Here is a 16,966-nt window from a genome sequence, read left to right as displayed (position 1 = left end):
GGTCAGTGGGTCTTCCTGCCGCGCGGCACGATCATGTCCGTGAGCAGGGCCGTGCCGGGCGCGAGGTCGTGCCAGCTCTCGCCGTGCCAGACCAGGACGGCGATCGCGGAGGTCGGGAACTTCGTCCGTACGTCGTCCAGCGCCTCGTCGAGCGCGTCCTCGGCCAGCTCCAGCACCAGTTCCTCCAGGCCGGGGTTGTGCCCGACCAGCAGCAACGTCTCGACGGTGGACGGGACTTCACGGACGACGGCCAGCAACTCCGGTACGTCCGCCCCGTACACCCTCGGATCGTGCCGCACCGGCGGCGGGGTGCCCCACTCGGCCGCCGCCAACTCCCAGGTGCGGCGGGCGCGTTCGGCGGTGGAGCACACGGCGAGGTCGGGCAGGCAGTCGGCCTCGGCGAGCGCCCGTCCGGCAGCGGGGGCGTCGCGCAGGCCACGCGGGCCGAGGGGGCGGTCGTGGTCGTCGACGCCGGGTGGCCAGGCCGACTTGGCGTGCCGCAGGACGACCAGCCGGCGCAGCGGGCCCATGCCCCAGTGGGCGGTCACGGCAGGGTCCCGATGTCGCGGGTGAGTTCGAGGCCGAGGATGCGGTCGGCGTAGGCGTACGTCTCGAAGCGGGCCCCGTCCCGCAGCCCGTCGAGGGTCTCGACGCGGCGCAGGACGTCCAGCACGGCGGGCACGTCCAGGTCGTCCTCCCAGGCGGCGCGCAGGTCGCGGCGTACGGCGTCGGGCACCGGCCGGGACGGCTGCCCGGCCCAGACGGCGACCGACCGGCGCCAGTGCGTGAGCGTGTCGCCCGCTTCGGCCAGGGCGGCCGGGGTCAGCCGAACGGGCTCGGCGCGGGGATGGGTGAGCAGGGCCAGGCGGAGGGTGTTGGGGTCGATCTCTCCGAGGCCGCCCGCGGAGCCGGCGAAGTCGACCGGGGCGACGTCGAGGCGGATGCCGTCCGTCGCCCGGTCGTCCCGGCTCGTCACATGGAGCAGCTGGGCCTCCGCCAGTTCCGGTCCGACGTCGTGCCGGTCCTCGAAGGGGCGGATGCCGAGCGCCGCGGCGCCCGCCCGGAGTTCGGCCACCTGTTCCTCACCGGCCAGCACGGGCCAGGCGGGGGTGCCGCCGACCTCCAGGGCGCGGATGAGGACGTCGGCGACCAGGAGTACGCGGAGGGCGGTGGCGTCGAAGCGGTGGGCGTGCGCCTCGACTCGGGTCAGGGCCCTGCGGGCCGGGGCGGCGGTGACGGTCTCGCCGGTTCGGGCGTCGAGGATGCGGAGCACGGTGCCGAGCGTAACGCTCCGCTGGTTCGGCGGTTCGTTTGGGCGCGGGTTGGCCGGGTTGTCGCGTCGTTCCTCGCGGCCCCTTTTTCGGTGGTTCATTCGACTTGCGGCCGGTGGGGGCTTGTCGCGCAGTTCCCCGCGCCCCTGATCGGCGCCCCTTCGGGGCTGCCTCTCAAAGTCTCGGTGAGTGGGACCCGGAACGGCTGCTCGATGGCTTTACGCGCAGCTTATTGATTGTACCGACCGTTAGGTCTACTTTACCGGCACCAACCTCCCCACATCTCCAGAGTCAGAGCCGTGCTCTGGATCTCCGCTCACCCTTGGAAGGGCCGCCCATGTCCCAGACACAGACCGCCGCCCCACAGGAACACGAGAGACCTCTCTCGACCAGGCGCAACGTCCTCGTCGTCATCGCGCTCGTGTGGACCGTCCAGTTGGTCGCGCTGATGGCCGCGTTGTCCGGAATCTCGCAGGCCGAGGTCGCGATCCACTTCCGGACCACCGAGATCGCCTGGTTCACCCTGATGACCCTCCTGACCGGGACCTTCTTCCTGCCCTTCGCAGTCAAGGCCGCGGCGCTCTTCGGCAAGAAGAAGGTTCTGCTCGTCGCCATCGGGCTGGGCTTCGTCGGTGACCTGATCGCCGCCTTCGCCACCGACTACCGCACCCTGCTGATCGGGCGTGGCATCGCGGGCGTCTACGCGGCCACCGCCCCGCTCGCCTACGCGATCACCCGTGACGTGTTCCCCCGCCGCTGGGTCGGACTCGCCAGCGGGATCCTGGCGGGCGGTGTCGGCCTCGTCGCCTTCGGCGGGCCGTTCCTGTCCGGCTGGCTCCTGGACGACTACGGCTTCCGCGGCGTCCTGTGGTTCATGGCCGTCAGCACCGCCGTGAGCTTCGTCCTGGTCGCGGCCTTCGTGCCCGAGAGCCCGATCCGTGAGGCGGGCGGGCGGATGGACTGGCTCGGCGGCATCCTCCTCGGCGGTGGCATCACCGCCCTCGTCTACGCCGTCGGCCAGGGCTCGCACTGGGGCTGGGGCAGCGGCAAGTTCGCCGCCTGGATCGTCGGAGCGCTCATCGCACTGCTCGTCTTCGTCCTCGTCGAGCGCCGTGTCGCCGAACCGCTGTTCCCGCCGTCCATGACCCGGCGCCGCTCGGTGTGGAGCGTCCTGCTGGCCACCTCCATCGCGGCCGGTTCGCTCAGCGCCGTCGGCGTCGTGATCCAGATGCTGATCCTGATGCCGAAGATCCCCAACGTCTCCGAGGGCCTGGGCTGGTCCGGCACCCACAACGCCATCGTCACCAGTCCCATCAGCGCCATGATCATCGTGGCCGCCGTCGGCACCGGCTTCGTCGCCCGCCGGATGGACGCGCGGATCATCCTCGCCGTCGGCTCTGCGCTCACCGTCCTCGGCTACGGCATCGGCACCCAGCTGCACCACAGCGCTCCCCAGATCATCGGGATGGGCATCATCGCGGGGTTCGGCACGGGTGTCGTGATGGCCATCGTGCCCATCATGATCATCGAAGTGGTCACCCCCGAGGAGCAGGCACTGGCCAACGGGGCCCAGACCCTCGGCCAGGGCGTCGCGCAGATCATCGTGTCCCAGGTGGCCTTCGTCGTGATGTCCCAGCACGGGGCGGTCATGCACGGCACCCAGTTCTACCTCGACAAGGGCTTCACCAACGGCCTCTGGCTGGTCGTCGGCTGCTGTGCCGTGGGCACGGTGCTCGTCTCCCTGATCCCCAAGGCCAAGCGCCTCGACGAGGTCCAGGTCGGCCAGGCCGTCGCCTGACCCCTCGGCCCTGACGGCCACATCGGCTTCGGCCCGCACCACACGGCACCGGCCCGCCCGCTTCCCCGAAGCGGCGGGCCGGTCCGCGTTGGTCAAGGGGGCAGGGGCAAAGGGGCAGGGAGCAAGGACGAGGTGCGGCCAAGCACCAAGCACCGGCCGGCACCGCCCACCGACCGGCAAGGTGCGTGCGCGAATGCGCATCGCCGGTCCCCGGCGACGTCACGGAGACCTGCCCCTCCCTCTCGGCAGCCGGGACGGCCCGTACCGTGACGCACCCCCGTCCCGGCAACCTCCGGGACCGGCGTGCCCCGCCGCATCGTCCTCCTCGTCCGCAACACCACCGCACAGCACTGAGCCCGACCCCCCGACGATCTGCGACGACGTGTCGCTCATCGGTGGATCGGGCTCGCGGTCAGACCACGGCCGTACAGCCGTACTGTCTGACCACTCGCGTGCCTACTGGGCCCCAGGCACCGAGAGATCGCGGAACTGGTGCTTGAGGAAGGAGCCGGACCAGCCCATCAGGTCGGTCGGGACGTAGTAGTCCTTCTCGTCGTTGATGGTGTCCCAGTTCTTCGCGACGTCCTCGACGGTCGCCGGGCCGTCCTCCCGGACGTACCCCTCGGTCGAGGCGATGAAGAGACGCGCGAAACGGCCCGCGCCGGCCGTGTAGATCTCCCCGTTGACCGGGCAGCTCTCGTGGGCGAGGTACGCCACCATCGGCGCCACCGCACTCGACGGCATGTACGGCTGACCGGGCACGGGCTGCGCGTCGTCCGGCTGCTCGCCACCGCCCATCCGGGTCATCGCCGCCGGGGCGATCAGGTTGACCTTGATGTTGTGCGGCTCGCCGGCCAGCTTCGCGCTGCGGGCCAGACCGACCGTGCCCGCCTTCGCCGCCGCGTACGACAGGTTGTTGTCGAGCCCGAACATGCCGCTGGAGGTGGTCAGTACGACCCTGCCGTACCCCTGCTCCACGAAGTGCGGCCAGGCGGCCCGCAGCGTGTTGAAGGAGCCGACGAGGTGGACGTCGAGATGGCGCTCCAGGTTCTCCGCCTCGATCTCCGGCAGCCCGGCGTAGCGGACGATCCCGGCGTTGTTGACGAGGATGTCGATCCGGCCGAAGGCGGCGATCGCGCCGTCGATGATCGCCTGACCGCCGGCCGGTGTGGACACGTCGTTGGTGTCGGCCACCGCCTCGCCGCCCGCGGCCTTGATCTCCTCGACGACCGTCTGCGCGGGACCGATGTCCGCGCCGTCGCCCTCGATCGACCCGCCGAGGTCGTTGACGACGACCTTGGCGCCCCGCTCCGCCAGCAGACGGGCGTAGGCCCGGCCGAGACCGCGGCCCGCGCCCGTGACGACGGCGACGCGTCCTTCGAAGCTGAACTCGCTCATAGGTGACTCCTGTTGTGCTGGGGTTGAGGGGCGGTCGCCGTCTGCCGGGTACTGCCAGGACTACCGGGTCTGCCGGGTACTACCAGGTGACCGGCAGCTCGCTGATGCCGAAGGCGAGCGCGTCGGCCGGACGGAAGTCCAGCTCGTCACGGTCGACGGCGAGGCGCAGGGTCGGGACACGACGGTAGAGCGTGCCGTAGACGACCTGCAGTTCGATACGGGCCAGCTGCTGGCCGAGGCACTGGTGGATGCCCCAGCCGAAGGCGACATGGTGGTTCGCCTTGCGCGTGAGGTCGAGCTTCTCCGGCTCGGGGAAGGCCTCCGGGTCCCAGTTCCCGGCGGGCAGCGCGGCGATGATGCCGTCGCCCGCCTTGATCTGCACGCCCTCGAACTCGAAGTCCTCGGCCGCGATCCGGCGCTGCCCGAGCTGCGGAACGGTCAGATAGCGAAGGATCTCCTCGACCGCGTTCGCGGCGTCCTTCGTTTCCTCGATGCCGCGCAGGTTCGCCAGCTGCTCGGGGTTCTCCAGCAGCAGGGCGGTACCCAGGGTGATCATGCTGGAGCTGGTCTCGTGACCGGCGATCAGCAGGATCATGGACAGCATGATGGCCTCGCGAAGATCGAGGTCACCGTCCTTGATCCGCGCGGCGAAGTCCGAGAGGACGTCCTCGGCCGGCTCCTCCATCTTCTGCTGGAGCAGCTTGGCCAGGTAGCCGCCCAGCGCCGCGTTCGCCGTCTCCTGCTGCTCGACCGTCTTGTCGCTCCGGGTGGCCCACTGGGCGTGTTCCTGGAAGAAGTCGTGGTCCGAGTACGGCACTCCGAGCAGCGCGCAGATCATCAGCGAGGGCAGCGGCAGCGACAGCGCGGTCACCAGGTCGGCCGGCTTCGGGCCGGCCAGCATCTGGTCGATGAGTTCGTCGGTGAACTGCTGGATCTTCGGCCGCAGCGCCTCCATCCGGGGGCGCGTGAACGGCCGGGTCATCATGCGGCGGATGCGCGTGTGGTCGGCGCCGTCCGCGTTGAAGATGGTCAGCGGGTGGTGCGGCGCGGACTCCGCCATGACGTGGTTGGGGTACGGGAACCCGGGCTGTTTGTCGTCCGAGCTGACCCGGGGGTCGGACAGGATCGCCCGCTGCGCGGCGTGGCCGGTGACCAGCCACGGGGTGCTGCCGTCCCAGATACGGACCCGGGAGACCGGAGCCCTCTCGTTCAGGGCGCGCAGTCCGGGCGGTGGCGCGAAGGGGCACTTGGCGTCCCGGTCGTCCTGGTAGAAGTACGCCTGCTCGTCGGGGGCGAGCGGGGTCTCTGTCTCAGCCATGGATTCTCCTCAAGTGATGGTGGGGGGAACGCACGCGGAACCGGACGTTCTCGGCCTCGGTCCCGACCTCGGTCTGTCTCTCGGTCTATTCCTCGATGCGGATGGCGAGCGCGGGGCAGACAGCGGCGGCGTTGCGTACGTCCTCGGCCAGCTCCGCGGGCGGGTTCTCGTCCAGGAGGACGACGATGCCGTCCTCGTCACGCTGGTCGAACACGTCCATGGCGGCGGACACACACTGCCCGGCGGCGACGCACTTCTCCTCGTCGACGACAACCTTCATGGCATCTCTCCTGGTCACTCGGTGAATGGTCGTTCTGTGGGTGGTCGTTCAGTGGGTGATCGTTCAGTGAGTGGGGGCCGGGGCCGCTTCGAGCCCGTCGACGACTTCCTGGCGGGCCAGCCGGGTCTGCTTGGGCATGTTCCAGCCGAGGACACCCGTCACCCGGCCCCCGACCCGATACCGGGCCACGAACCGCCGCGCCGCCAACTCGCCCTCCACCACGTCCACTTCGGCGTCAGCGGGCAGGAAACCGTGGACCTGGAGCTTCGCGTCGAACTGATCCGTCCAGAAATACGGCACCGGTGCATAGGGCCGGTCCTCGCCGAGGATCCCCCCCGCGACCGCCATCCCCTGCTCCGTGGCATTCGTACGGTTCTCCAACCGCAACAACCGGCCCAAGCCCTCGTGATGCCAACGCGCCACATCACCGACCGCGTACACACCCTCGGCCGCCCGGCAGTACGCATCACACACCACACCGTTGTCCAGCGTCAGCCCACTGTCCGCCAGCCACTCCGTCGCCGGAATCCCCCCGATCGCCACCACGACCACATCCGCGGGCAGCACCTCACCCGAGGCCAGCCGCACCCCCGACACCCGGCCACCCTCACCGGCCAGCCCGACCACACCCTCACCCAGCCGCAGGCTCACCCCACGCTCGGCATGCAGCCCCGCCAGCACCCCCGACACCACCGGACCCACCTGCAACGCCATCGGCCCCGCCAACGGACCCGCCAACGTCACCTCAAGACCCAGCATCCGCGCCGTCGCCGCGATCTCCGACCCCAGCACACCCTCACCCACGACCACCAGCCGCCGCCCCGCCACCAGATCACCCCGCAACGCCAACGCGTCATCGAGGGACCGCAGCACATGCACACCGGCCAGATCGTCCTGACCCGCCAACCGCCGCGCCCGCACACCCGTCGCGATCACGATCGCGTCCGCGCCCACCTGCCGCCCGGACTCCGTACGGACCGTCCGCGCCGCCGGATCGAGCCCGACCGCCGGGTCGCCGTACAGGAACTCGGCGTCCAGCGACGCCAGTTGCTCCTGGCTGCGCAACTCGGCCCGGGCCGGCTCCCAGGCACCCGACAGCACCTGCTTGGACAGCGGCGGACGATCGTACGGAACATGCGGCTCATCACCCAGCACCGTGATCCCACCCGCGAAACCCTTGCGCCGCAACGCCTCCACCGTGGACAACCCGGACGCGGAAGCGCCCACCACCAGGACGCGGGCCGTCATGCGGTCACCCCTCGGGTGCCGCTTCTGACGTCGTCGTCGATGCTCATGCGTGCTCCATTGCAGCCGGGGCCCGATGCCTCGCTGAAAATTATACCTGCCGGTCGGTACAACAAACACTCGAACAAGAGATCCGGCGGCGGCGCCTGGGCGGCAACCGCTCAGGCCAGGTAGCGGCCGCCGTTCGCGCTGAGCGTCTGACCGGTCACATAGCTCGCCTCTTCGGAGGCCAGATAGGCCACCGCGTGGGCGATGTCCTCCGGGGTGCCGGCGCGCTTCATCGGCATCATGGCGGCGACCGCGTCGACGTCGACCGGACCCTGGCGCACCAGCGGGGTGTCGATGAACCCGGGCGGTACGTGGTTGACCGTGATCCCCTTCTCGATGTACTCGACGGCCAGCGCCCTGGTGAGGCCGATGACACCGCCCTTGGAGGCCGCGTAGTGCGCCATGGAGGGCGCGCCGGTCTGCGCGGAGGAGGAGGAGATGTTGATGATCCGGCCCCAGCCCGCCTCGACCATGTCCGGCACCAGTTCCTTGGTGACCAGGAACGGGCCCTTGAGGTTGATGCCGATCATCCGGTCCCAGGCCGCCTCACTGATGCTCGTGAAGGGCTCGTACGCGGTCGTCCCGGCGTTGTTGACCAGGATCGCGACCGGACCGAGTTCCGCACGGGTACGGGCGGCCGAGGCCGCGACCGCCTCGGCGTCGGCCGCGTCGCCGCCCACCGCGATCGCCGTACCGCCCTCCTTGACGATCAGCTCGACCGTTTCCTCGGCGCCCTCGACATTCAGGTCCCAGACGGCGACCGCGGCGCCCTTGGCCGCGAGCACGGTCGCGATTCCGCGGCCGATCCCCCGGGCGCCGCCGGTGACGACCGCGACCTTTCCCTGCAGTGACATGGGTACTCCTCGTGTGATGTGGGGTGGGTGCCGACGGGTCACGCCCGGCCGGCGGTGACGCAGGGGCTTTCGGTCAGCTCTCCAGGGCCTCGCGGGCCGCCGTACGGGCGGCCACGGCCCGGGGGAAGCCGGTGTAGCCGCTGGAGTGGTAGATGACCTCGGCGATCTCGTCCTCGGTCAGACCGTTCGTCAGCGCGATACGGACATGGGTCTTCAGCTCGGTCTCGGCGCCGAGGGCGATGAGAATGCCCAGCGTCACCAGACTGCGGTCACGCGGAGCCAGCCCGTCGCGGCCCCACAGCCCGCCCCACACACTCAGGAGGCCGATGTCGACGAGATCCTCGCCGAGGCGGCCGTCCTTCAGATCGATGTCGCCCTCGGGGAACACACCCGGAAGTGCGGCACGCATGGCCTTCCAGCCCGCGGCCCGCAGATCGGCGGTCTCTTCGACACCCTTGTCGCTCATGCCTGTACTCCCGTTGTGCGGCTTCACGTCCTTGAGCGAAAGTTAGATCAGACGGTCGGTACAATCAATGACCCGGGCGAGATTCACATCCATTGCCCGGACCCGCCGCCTCATCTACTCTCACTTCTCACTGAGTATTCGACCGACCGGTCGACAAAATGAATCAGGCTCACGCGGGAGAGCACATGAGCGACACGACGAAGCCGGGCCCGGACCAGGTCGGAGCGGGCGGCGCGGACAGCACAGTCGACGTGCTGGTCATAGGCGCCGGTGTCACCGGCATCTACCAGCTGTACCTGGCCCGGGAGGCCGGGTTCTCGGTGAAACTGCTGGAGGCGGGCACCGGAGTCGGCGGCACCTGGTACTGGAACCGCTATCCCGAGGCGCGCTTCGACTCCGAGAGCTACACCTACGGCTACCTCTTCTCCAAGGAACTGTGGGAGGAGTGGGAGTGGTCGGAGAAGTTCGCGGGCCAGCCCGAGATCGAGCGGTACTTCAACCATGTCGTCGACCGGTTCGACCTGCGGCGGGACATCGCTTTCGGCGTCAAGGTGACCGCGGCCGTCTTCGACGAGGCGTCCGGGACCTGGACCGTGCGGGGCAGTGACGGCACCGAGGTCCGGGCCCGCTTCGTCGTCGCGGCGACCGGCAACCTCTCGGTGCCGTTCATCCCGGCCATCCCCGGTCGCGACGACTTCCGCGGCGCGCAGCACCACACCAGCCGCTGGCCGAAGACGCCGATCGACTTCACCGGCAAGCGGGTGGCCCAGATCGGCACCGGCTCCAGCGGTGTGCAGATCATCTCGGCGATCGCGGACGACGTGGCACAGCTGACGGTCTTCCAGAAGGACGCCGACTGGCTCACGCCGCTCAACAACGGGCCGATCACGCCCGAGGAGCAGGCCGAGCTGAAGGCCAACTTCGAGTCCATCCGCGAGACGCTGAACACCTCGCCGAGCGGCTTCCTGCACCAGATCGTCATGCGCTCCGGCCTGGAGGACAGCCCGGAGGACCGTCAGGCGTTCTACGAGGAGCGGTGGAACGGCCCCGGCTTCACCAAGCTGACCGAGCACTACTACGACATGCTCTCGAACGAGACCGTGAACGCGGAGTGGTGCGCGTTCATGGCAGAGAAGATCCGCTCCATCGTCAAGGACCCGGCGACGGCGGACAAGCTGATCCCCAAGGCCCATGGCTACGGCGGCCGGCGCCCTCCCTTCGGAACCGGCTACTACGAGACGTACAACAAGCCCAACGTCACGCTCGTCGACATCAACGAGACGCCGATCACCCGCATCACCGAGGACGGCATCGAGACCAGCGCGGGTGTCGAGGAGTTCGACATCATCATCTGGGCGACCGGCTACGACTTCGGCACCGGCGCCCTCAACCGGCTCGGCGTGCAGGGCCGTCACGGCCTCCCGCTGAAGGAGTACTGGTCGGACGGCCCGCTCACCTACCTCGGGGTCGCGACGGCCGGGTTCCCCAACTTCTTCTTCCCCGGCGGGCCGCACGGCGCCACGGGCAACAACCCGCGGTACGCCGGCGACCAGGTGGAGTTCGTCACCGACGCGATCGTCCACGCCCGCGAGCACGGTCACGACGTCATCGAGGTGACCGAGGCCGCCGAGGCGGAGTGGACGGACAGCATCAACTCCAGCACGATGTCCTCCTTCCTGGAGAGCAGCTACTTCTCCGGGGGCAACATCCCCGGCAAGCCGATCAAGCAGCTGCTGAACCCGACCGGCCGCTGGAACCTCCAGGAGCTGATCCGCGAGGCGGTCCAGAACGACTTTCCGGCCTTCGCCTTCTCCAAGGCGGCGGAGCGGGAGCCGGAGCCCAAGGGCTGATCAGGCAGAAAGCCGATGCTCGTGTCACCCGGCGGTTCGGGTGGCACGAGCATCGGCTTTTCCGTCGGGCACTCCTGCTACGGCAGGAAGGTCGTGACCCTCCGCTGGAACTTCCACGTGCCGTCGTGGTGGCGGAGCGTGTCGTCGTAGCGGCCGACCATCTGCACGGCCCAGCCGGCCTCGCCGCGCTGGAAGAACGCGAGGTTGCTGACCGCGGTGGCTTCCTCCTCGGTGTACGAGGTCACCACCGTGTTGGCCACGAGGTGCAGCTGCGGCTGGGTCGGGGCGAAGGCCGCGAAGCCTTCGCGGATCGCGTCGCGGCCCTCGAAGGTGGCTATGCCTGCGATCTCGGCTACGCCGTCGGGGGTGAAGAGGGTGGCTACGTCGTCGTTGCGGCCCGTGTCCAGGGCTTGGGCGTAGGCGGCGATGGCTGCCTGTACGCCAGCGGCGACCGATGCCTCTGTGTCGGGGGAAGTGGTGGTCATCTCTCTCCAAGGGCTAAGTGCATGGGGGTGGACAGGTCGCGGGTGATCTGCGGGTTCGTTGTGGCTGGTCGCGCAGTTCCCCGCGCCCCTTTGGGGCGCTTCGCCTAGACCTGGTACGTCGTCTTCCTGCGCCTGAGCAGCCAGGTGCCGTCTGTTCGGATCAGGTCGTCCTCGTAGTGGCCTACGACCTGGACCGCCCAGCCCGCCTCGCCGCGCTGGAGGAAGACCACGTCGCTCGTGGCCGTCGCCTCGTCGGCCGTGGTGGAGGTGACGACCGTGTTGGTGACCAGGTGCAGCTGCGGCAGCTCCGGCTCCCAGCCCTTGAAGGCCGCGCGGAGCGCGTCGTGCCCCTGGAGGGGGTCCGTGCCCGGCAGCTCCAGGACCCCGTCGGGTGTGTACAGCGCGACGATCTCGTCGGTGCGGCCGGCGTCCTGGGCCTGCGTGTGCGTCCCGATCACGGCACGTACTCCGGCAGCCACCCACGCCTGTGTGGATTCGCTCATCATCTCCCCAACAGTCGATGTTTCGACCACTGAGTCTATTGCTCACCGCAAGACAATATAAAGGGCTGAACCGAAGCAGTTCTTCTTGTTGACCGACCGGTATAATCCAAATAGCATGCCGCCGACCGTCAACGGGGACCGTCGCCTGAGGAGGCGTTAGTCATGACGAAGCGTTGGAAGCAGCGTCCGCCGGGCTCGACCTGGGGCGACTGGGGCGAGGACGACGAGCTGGGCCGGATCAACCTGGTCACCAAGGAGAAGGTGCTCCAGGGTGTGCGCGAGGTCGAGCACGGCATCACCTTCAGCCTCAGCCTGCCACTCGACTACCCGGGCGGCTCGGCCATGAACCAGCGTCGCTACCCGCCGATCCTGCGCCCGACCGAGGACCTCCAGCACAACCAGGACGTCTTCTACAACATCAAGGGCAGCGAGCACTTCTCGCCCGACCTGATCGACGTCTGGTCGGACGACGTGGTCACCCTCTGGCTCCAGTACTCGACGCAGTGGGACGCGCTCTGCCACCAGGGCGCCGAGTTCGACGCGGACTCCGACGGGGTCGCCGAGGCGGTGTACTACAACGGCTACCGCGCGGGCACCGACCTCGTCGGACCGCAGGAGGACGCCAAGGGCGACGGCAGCGGCAGCCTCGGCTTCGCGCGTCACCTCGGTCTGGAGCACATGGCCGAGCACGGCGTCCAGGGGCGCGGTGTCCTCATCGACATCGCCCACCACCTCGGCACCGGCTACCAGGCCGTCAACTACCGCCAGCTGCGCGAGATCATGGACGCCGACAACGTCGTCGTGGAGCCCGGCGACATCGTCCTGCTGCACACCGGCTTCGCCACCCAGATCCTCGCCTGGGAGAAGAACCCGGACCCGGTCGCGATCCACCAGACCGCCGCCTACCTGGACGCCCACGACCCGGAGATCCTCCAGTGGATCACCGACTCGCAGCTCGCGGGCCTGGCCGCGGACAACTACGCGGTCGAGGGGGTGGGCGTCGGCAACGCGACGGGCAAGCACTCGCTGCTACCGATCCACCACCTGTGCCTGTTCAAGCTGGGCGTTCCGCTCGGCGAGCTGTGGAACCTCGGCCCTCTCGCCGCCTGGCTGCGCGAGCACAACCGCAGCCGCTTCCTGCTCACCGCTCCCCCGCTGAACCTCCCGGGGACGCAGGGCAGCCCCCTGACTCCGGTGGCCACCGTCTGACCCGGACCGCTCAGAGGAGGGGCCCCAGGACCCTGGTCCTGGGGCCCCTCCCTTTGTTCACTTCGGACGGTCAGACCGCCGCGATCCGCCGCAGTGTCTCCGCGATCGTGTCCCTCGACGGCAGCCACACCCGCTCCAGCGAGGGCGCGTACGGCGCCGGTACGTGCGGCGGGGCCACCCGGGTCACCGGGGCGTCCAGGTGCCAGAACCCCTCGTCGACGGCGAGGGCCGACAGTTCGGCGCCGACGCCGAAGTCCCGTACCGCCTCGTGGGCGATGACCAGGCGGTTGGTCTTGGCGAGGGAGGCGAGGACGGTCTCGCGGTCCAGCGGGGCGATCGTGCGCAGGTCGATCACCTCCACACTCACCCCCTCGGCGGCCAGCAGGTCGGCGGCGGCCAGGGCGTCCTGGACCATCCGCGACCAGGAGACCAGGGTGATGTCGGTGCCCTCGCGGACCACCTTGGCCTTGCCCAGCGGGATCAGGTGGTCGGCCGGCGGACGCGGGCCCTTGAGGCCGTACTGGAGCCGGTTCTCCACGAAGATCACCGGGTTCGGGTCCAGGATGGCGGCGCGCAGGAGGCCGTACGTGTCGGCCGGGTTGGACGGCATCACCACGGTCAGGCCCGGGATGTGGGCGAGGATCGCCTCCAGGCTCTGCGAGTGCTGGCTGCCCGAGGAGCGGCCCGCGCCGAACTGGGTGCGGACGACGAGCGGCATCGAGGCCCGGCCGCCGGTCATGAAGCGCAGCTTGGCCGCCTGGTTCAGGAGCATGTCGAGGCAGACGCCGATGAAGTCCATGTACATGATCTCGACGACCGGCTTCATCCCGGCCATGGCCGCCCCGACCGCCGCACCGAGGATGGCGCTCTCGCTGATCGGCGTGTCGCGGACCCGGCCCGGGAAGGCGTCCGCCAGGCCACGGGTGAGGCCGAAGACGTTGCCGCCCGCGCCGACGTCGATCCCGGCGATGAACACATCGGGGTCGGCGGTGAGTTCGTGCTCCAGGGCGAGGCGTACGGCGTCCATGGAGCGGAAGACCTCGCCGTCGGCGGGAGCCGGCTCGGGGATCTCGGACCGGGGCGCGGAGACGAAGTCGTGCAGGGTCTCGGGGGCCGGCTCGGGCAGGCTCCGGGCCCACTCGACGGCCGCCTCGATCTCCTTGTCGATCTCCTCGTCGACGGCGTCGGCCAGCACGGCCGGGACACCCGCCGCCGCGAGGTGCTTGCGGGCCACCAGCAGCGGGTCGCGCTCCTTGGCCGCGGCGACCTCCTCGGCGGGGCGGTAGCGCTCGGGGTCGCCCTCGTAGTGGCCGTGCCAGCGGTAGGTCTCGGCCTCCACGAGGACGGGTCCGGCGCCGCCCCGCAGGCGTTCCACCACGTCGTTCATCAGGCCCGCCACCGCGAGGACGTCGTTGCCGTCGACGTGCGCGTAGTCGATGCCGTATCCGGCGGCGCGGGCGGAGAGCGTGGCGCGGTGCTGTTCGGAGGCGGGCGAGAACTCGGAGTAGTGGTTGTTCTCGCACAGGAAGACGACGGGCAGGTCCCATACGGCGGCCAGGTTGACGGCCTCGTGGAACATGCCCTGGGCGACCGCGCCGTCCCCGAAGAACGCCACCACCACGTCACCGGCGGCGCGCAGCTTGGCCGCGGTGGCCACCCCGGCGGCGATCGGCAGGCCGGCACCGACGATGCCGTTGGCGCCGTAGATGCCGAGGCGGGGGTCGGCGATGTGCATCGAGCCGCCGCGGCCGTGGTTGGTCCCGGCCTCCTTGCCCATCAGCTCGGCCATCATGGACGCCGTGTCCAGGCCCTTGGCCAGGACATGCCCGTGGCCGCGGTGGGTGGAGGTGATTCCGTCGCCGGGGCCGAGCGGCCAGCAGGCGCCGACGGCACTGGCCTCCTGGCCGATCGACAGATGCAGGAATCCGGGGATCTCCGTCGCCTTGTACAGCACGGAAGCCCGCTCCTCGAAGCGTCGGATTCGACGCATCCGGCGGTACATTTCCAGCAGCTGTTCCGCGTGCGCGGAACCGGCGGAACCGGTCGTTGTCTTGTGCGATGCCTCGATCGTCATGCGCGTCCTCGCAATGTCGCGCGGGCGGTACAAGGCCGCGCCGCCGGAGTCCATCTTTTAATGTACCGTCTGGTCTAGCAAACTGGTCAAGCACAATAGAACGAGGTCCCGGGCCCGCTTCCCCCCGGATGTGCCATTCGGCCGTCCGGATGCGGGCCCGAGGTCATGTCTCATCGGTATGTCGAATGTCGACACAGCAGGCGGGGAGAGAACCACATGCCACGACCACCGGGCCATGGACCGGACTACGAGGTCCGACGTCAGAAGATCATCGACACCGCGGCCACCCTGTTCGCCCGTCATGGCTACGCGGCGACCTCGATCAACGAACTGGGCCGAGCGGTCGGGCTCGCCAAGGGCGCCCTGTACTACTACATCGGGTCCAAGGAGAACCTGCTGATCGAGATCCAGTCGCGGGTGATGGACCCGCTGCTGTCCCGCGCCCGGCAGATCGCGGGCCTCGACGCGGACCCGCTGGTACGGCTGCGGCTGCTGTCGGAGTCGCTGCTGACGATCATCTTCCGCAGGCTCGACCACATCTGGGTCTACGAGCACGACTACCGCAGCCTCACCGGCGACTACCTCGACACGCTCCTCGGCCAGCGCGCGGAGTTCGAGCAGCTGGTCCGGGGACTGCTCACGGAGGCCGTGGAGGCGGGCACCTTCCGCGCGGTCGAACCGCACCTGGCCACCCTGCAGTTCCTGAATCTGCACAACCACACCTACCAGTGGGTGAAGCCGGGCGGCCGCTGGGACGCCTCGTACCTGTCCAGCGAGTACTGCGACACCCTGCTGCGGGGGTTCGGAGCACCCGGCGCGGCCCTGCCGGACGTGGAGGAGGAGGCGGCGGCCTTCAAGCGCGACCGGCCCGACCTGCCGCTCGACCCCGAGGCCGAGTGGCAGCCGGCCGCACTGGCGAGCTGATCCCCGTTCCGGGATCCCCGGGCCCGCGGCATCCGCCGCGGGCCCTTTCGCGTCGCGCACCGGCCTGCTCATGTCACGCTTGCTCGTGTCACGTCTGCTTCAGCAACGCCCGTGCGATGACGTCGCGTTGGATCTCGTTCGTGCCCTCGCCGATCTCCAGGATCTTGGCGTCGGCGTAGAACCGGGAGATCTCCGACTCCCGCACATAGCCGTATCCGCCGTGGATCTGGACGGCCTGGGAGGCGGCACGGTTGGCCACCTCGGAGGCGTACAGCTTGGCCATGGCGGCCTCCGTGCCGTACGGGCGCCCCTGGTCGGCGAGCCATGCGGCCCGGTAGACCATCCAGCGGGCGGCCTGGAACTCCGTACCGATGTCGGCGATCTTGTGGGAGACCGCCTGGAAGGCGGACAGCGGGCGGCCGAACTGGTGGCGTTCCGTGGCGTGTTTGACGGCCAGTGAGAGCGCCGCCTTCGCCAGCGACAGACCCAGCGCGGCGACGCTGATCCGGCCCTTGTCGAGGACGTTGAGGAACTGGCGCAGCCCGTTGCCCTCCTCGCCGATCAGATGGTCGTCGGAGATCCAGCAGTCCTCGAAGACCAGTTCCCGGGTGTCCATGGCGTGCCAGCCGAGCTTCTTCAGCTTGGCGCCGCAGCTGTAACCGGGCGTGCCGGTCGGGACGTAGAAGGTGGCGAACCGTTTCCGTCCGTCGTCGTTCTTGCCGGTCGTGGCCAGCAGGGTGACGCCCTGGCTGATGTCGGTGCCGGCGTTGGTGATGAACATCTTGGTGCCGTTGATCACCCAACCGCCGTCCGCCCGGCGGGCCGTGGTGGTGATGCCGGCCGCGTCGGACCCGGCGCCGGGCTCGGTCAGACCGAACGCCCCGATGGCCTCGCCCTTGGCGAGCGGTGCCAGCCAGCGCTGCTTCTGCTCCTCGGTGCCGTACGTCAGGAGCGGCAGCGTGGCGATGGTCGAGTGCGCGTTCCAGGAGGATGCGACCGACTGGTCGGCGGCGCCCAGTTCCTCCATGACCGCGACGTAGGAGACCGTGTCGGAGCCGGCGCCGCCGTACTCCTCGGGCACGAGCATGCCCATCAGGCCGAGTTCGCCGAGCTTGGTGAAGATCTTGGTCGGGAAGGTCTCGGTCTCGGACCACTCCGCGGCGTTCGGCGCGATCTCCTTCGCGGCGAACTCGCGGACCATGTCCTGGAGATCGCGGGTCTCCTCCGGCAGGTCGAAATCCAT

At 69.5% G+C, this 16,966-nt stretch carries 16 protein-coding genes; 4 read left to right on the top strand and 12 right to left on the bottom strand.

Annotation, left to right across the window (positions count from 1 at the left end):
- Positions 1 to 2: 2 nt before the first annotated feature.
- Together OG787_RS42400 and OG787_RS42395 are read right to left on the bottom strand one after the other, a co-directional pair.
- A complete protein-coding gene (locus tag OG787_RS42400) occupies positions 3 to 530 on the bottom strand; it encodes a SixA phosphatase family protein (protein ID WP_405540745.1) in 528 nt (175 codons plus the stop codon).
- A 14-nt stretch (positions 531 to 544) separates the two neighbouring features.
- Positions 545 to 1,273, bottom strand: a complete 729-nt coding sequence (locus OG787_RS42395; RefSeq protein ID WP_405538863.1) for a hypothetical protein — start codon at positions 1,271 to 1,273, stop codon at positions 545 to 547.
- Positions 1,274 to 1,608: 335 nt separating this feature from the next.
- Between OG787_RS42395 and OG787_RS42390 the strand changes: the two genes are divergently transcribed.
- A complete protein-coding gene (locus OG787_RS42390) occupies positions 1,609 to 3,069 on the top strand; it encodes an MFS transporter (RefSeq protein ID WP_369037450.1) in 1,461 nt (486 codons plus the stop codon).
- Positions 3,070 to 3,525: 456 nt separating this feature from the next.
- On the opposite strand, the gene OG787_RS42385 is transcribed toward OG787_RS42390, so the two are convergent.
- The 6 genes from OG787_RS42385 to OG787_RS42360 all read right to left on the bottom strand — a co-directional run bounded on the left by OG787_RS42385 (position 3,526) and on the right by OG787_RS42360 (position 8,678).
- Positions 3,526 to 4,467 (bottom strand): SDR family NAD(P)-dependent oxidoreductase, encoded by a 942-nt coding sequence (locus OG787_RS42385; protein WP_405538862.1) that lies wholly within the window; start codon positions 4,465 to 4,467, stop codon positions 3,526 to 3,528.
- 79 nt (positions 4,468 to 4,546) lie between these two features.
- Entirely contained in the window at positions 4,547 to 5,785 is a 1,239-nt protein-coding gene (locus OG787_RS42380; protein ID WP_405538861.1) for a cytochrome P450, read from the bottom strand.
- A gap of 85 nt (positions 5,786 to 5,870) precedes the next feature.
- Complete coding sequence (locus OG787_RS42375) at positions 5,871 to 6,065, bottom strand: ferredoxin (protein ID WP_369034636.1); 195 nt, start codon at positions 6,063 to 6,065, stop codon at positions 5,871 to 5,873.
- A gap of 63 nt (positions 6,066 to 6,128) precedes the next feature.
- Entirely contained in the window at positions 6,129 to 7,313 is a 1,185-nt protein-coding gene (locus OG787_RS42370) for an NAD(P)/FAD-dependent oxidoreductase (RefSeq protein ID WP_405538860.1), read from the bottom strand.
- 158 nt (positions 7,314 to 7,471) lie between these two features.
- Positions 7,472 to 8,212, bottom strand: a complete 741-nt coding sequence (locus OG787_RS42365; protein WP_369032504.1) for an SDR family NAD(P)-dependent oxidoreductase — start codon at positions 8,210 to 8,212, stop codon at positions 7,472 to 7,474.
- Positions 8,213 to 8,285: 73 nt separating this feature from the next.
- Positions 8,286 to 8,678 (bottom strand): carboxymuconolactone decarboxylase family protein, encoded by a 393-nt coding sequence (locus OG787_RS42360; RefSeq protein WP_369032505.1) that lies wholly within the window; start codon positions 8,676 to 8,678, stop codon positions 8,286 to 8,288.
- 185 nt (positions 8,679 to 8,863) lie between these two features.
- Between OG787_RS42360 and OG787_RS42355 the strand changes: the two genes are divergently transcribed.
- Positions 8,864 to 10,528 carry a flavin-containing monooxygenase gene (locus OG787_RS42355; RefSeq protein WP_369032506.1) on the top strand — a complete coding sequence of 555 codons (1,665 nt, stop codon included), beginning with the start codon at positions 8,864 to 8,866 and terminating at the stop codon, positions 10,526 to 10,528.
- Positions 10,529 to 10,605: 77 nt separating this feature from the next.
- Here the strand turns inward: OG787_RS42355 and OG787_RS42350 are convergent, their stop codons facing one another.
- Together OG787_RS42350 and OG787_RS42345 are read right to left on the bottom strand one after the other, a co-directional pair.
- Positions 10,606 to 11,013: a nuclear transport factor 2 family protein gene (locus OG787_RS42350; protein ID WP_405538859.1), complete on the bottom strand. Its 408-nt coding sequence runs from the start codon at positions 11,011 to 11,013 to the stop codon at positions 10,606 to 10,608.
- 104 nt (positions 11,014 to 11,117) lie between these two features.
- Positions 11,118 to 11,516 carry a nuclear transport factor 2 family protein gene (locus OG787_RS42345; RefSeq protein ID WP_405538858.1) on the bottom strand — a complete coding sequence of 133 codons (399 nt, stop codon included), beginning with the start codon at positions 11,514 to 11,516 and terminating at the stop codon, positions 11,118 to 11,120.
- A 162-nt stretch (positions 11,517 to 11,678) separates the two neighbouring features.
- Between OG787_RS42345 and OG787_RS42340 the strand changes: the two genes are divergently transcribed.
- Positions 11,679 to 12,725 carry a cyclase family protein gene (locus tag OG787_RS42340; RefSeq protein WP_405538857.1) on the top strand — a complete coding sequence of 349 codons (1,047 nt, stop codon included), beginning with the start codon at positions 11,679 to 11,681 and terminating at the stop codon, positions 12,723 to 12,725.
- A gap of 70 nt (positions 12,726 to 12,795) precedes the next feature.
- Here the strand turns inward: OG787_RS42340 and OG787_RS42335 are convergent, their stop codons facing one another.
- Positions 12,796 to 14,799, bottom strand: a complete 2,004-nt coding sequence (locus tag OG787_RS42335; protein ID WP_369032511.1) for a pyruvate dehydrogenase complex E1 component subunit beta — start codon at positions 14,797 to 14,799, stop codon at positions 12,796 to 12,798.
- A gap of 216 nt (positions 14,800 to 15,015) precedes the next feature.
- On the opposite strand from OG787_RS42335, the gene OG787_RS42330 reads away from it, so the two are divergent.
- Positions 15,016 to 15,723: a TetR/AcrR family transcriptional regulator gene (locus tag OG787_RS42330; protein WP_389354120.1), complete on the top strand. Its 708-nt coding sequence runs from the start codon at positions 15,016 to 15,018 to the stop codon at positions 15,721 to 15,723.
- Positions 15,724 to 15,811: 88 nt separating this feature from the next.
- Here OG787_RS42330 and OG787_RS42325 read toward each other — a convergent pair whose 3' ends face one another.
- Positions 15,812 to 16,966: an acyl-CoA dehydrogenase family protein gene (locus tag OG787_RS42325; protein WP_405538856.1), complete on the bottom strand. Its 1,155-nt coding sequence runs from the start codon at positions 16,964 to 16,966 to the stop codon at positions 15,812 to 15,814.

This window comes from Streptomyces sp. NBC_00075, assembly GCF_045041225.1.
In the GTDB taxonomy this organism is placed as follows: Bacteria; Actinomycetota; Actinomycetes; order Streptomycetales; family Streptomycetaceae; genus Streptomyces; species Streptomyces adonidis.
The sequence above is the reverse complement of the archived record's forward strand: the minus strand, read 5'-3'. Positions and strand labels throughout refer to the sequence as shown.

What these genes read in the sequence shown, in the direction of transcription:
- OG787_RS42400 (WP_405540745.1), bottom strand. Translation starts at nt 530, where the DNA reads ATGGGCCCGCTGCGCCGGCTGGTCGTCCTGCGGCACGCCAAGTCGGCC.
- OG787_RS42390 (WP_369037450.1), top strand. Translation starts at nt 1,609, where the DNA reads ATGTCCCAGACACAGACCGCCGCCCCACAGGAACACGAGAGACCTCTC.
- OG787_RS42385 (WP_405538862.1), bottom strand. Translation starts at nt 4,467, where the DNA reads ATGAGCGAGTTCAGCTTCGAAGGACGCGTCGCCGTCGTCACGGGCGCG.
- OG787_RS42380 (WP_405538861.1), bottom strand. Translation starts at nt 5,785, where the DNA reads ATGGCTGAGACAGAGACCCCGCTCGCCCCCGACGAGCAGGCGTACTTC.
- OG787_RS42375 (WP_369034636.1), bottom strand. Translation starts at nt 6,065, where the DNA reads ATGAAGGTTGTCGTCGACGAGGAGAAGTGCGTCGCCGCCGGGCAGTGT.
- OG787_RS42370 (WP_405538860.1), bottom strand. Translation starts at nt 7,313, where the DNA reads ATGACGGCCCGCGTCCTGGTGGTGGGCGCTTCCGCGTCCGGGTTGTCC.
- OG787_RS42365 (WP_369032504.1), bottom strand. Translation starts at nt 8,212, where the DNA reads ATGTCACTGCAGGGAAAGGTCGCGGTCGTCACCGGCGGCGCCCGGGGG.
- OG787_RS42360 (WP_369032505.1), bottom strand. Translation starts at nt 8,678, where the DNA reads ATGAGCGACAAGGGTGTCGAAGAGACCGCCGATCTGCGGGCCGCGGGC.
- OG787_RS42355 (WP_369032506.1), top strand. Translation starts at nt 8,864, where the DNA reads ATGAGCGACACGACGAAGCCGGGCCCGGACCAGGTCGGAGCGGGCGGC.
- OG787_RS42350 (WP_405538859.1), bottom strand. Translation starts at nt 11,013, where the DNA reads ATGACCACCACTTCCCCCGACACAGAGGCATCGGTCGCCGCTGGCGTA.
- OG787_RS42345 (WP_405538858.1), bottom strand. Translation starts at nt 11,516, where the DNA reads ATGAGCGAATCCACACAGGCGTGGGTGGCTGCCGGAGTACGTGCCGTG.
- OG787_RS42340 (WP_405538857.1), top strand. Translation starts at nt 11,679, where the DNA reads ATGACGAAGCGTTGGAAGCAGCGTCCGCCGGGCTCGACCTGGGGCGAC.
- OG787_RS42335 (WP_369032511.1), bottom strand. Translation starts at nt 14,799, where the DNA reads ATGACGATCGAGGCATCGCACAAGACAACGACCGGTTCCGCCGGTTCC.
- OG787_RS42330 (WP_389354120.1), top strand. Translation starts at nt 15,016, where the DNA reads ATGCCACGACCACCGGGCCATGGACCGGACTACGAGGTCCGACGTCAG.
- OG787_RS42325 (WP_405538856.1), bottom strand. Translation starts at nt 16,966, where the DNA reads ATGGATTTCGACCTGCCGGAGGAGACCCGCGATCTCCAGGACATGGTC.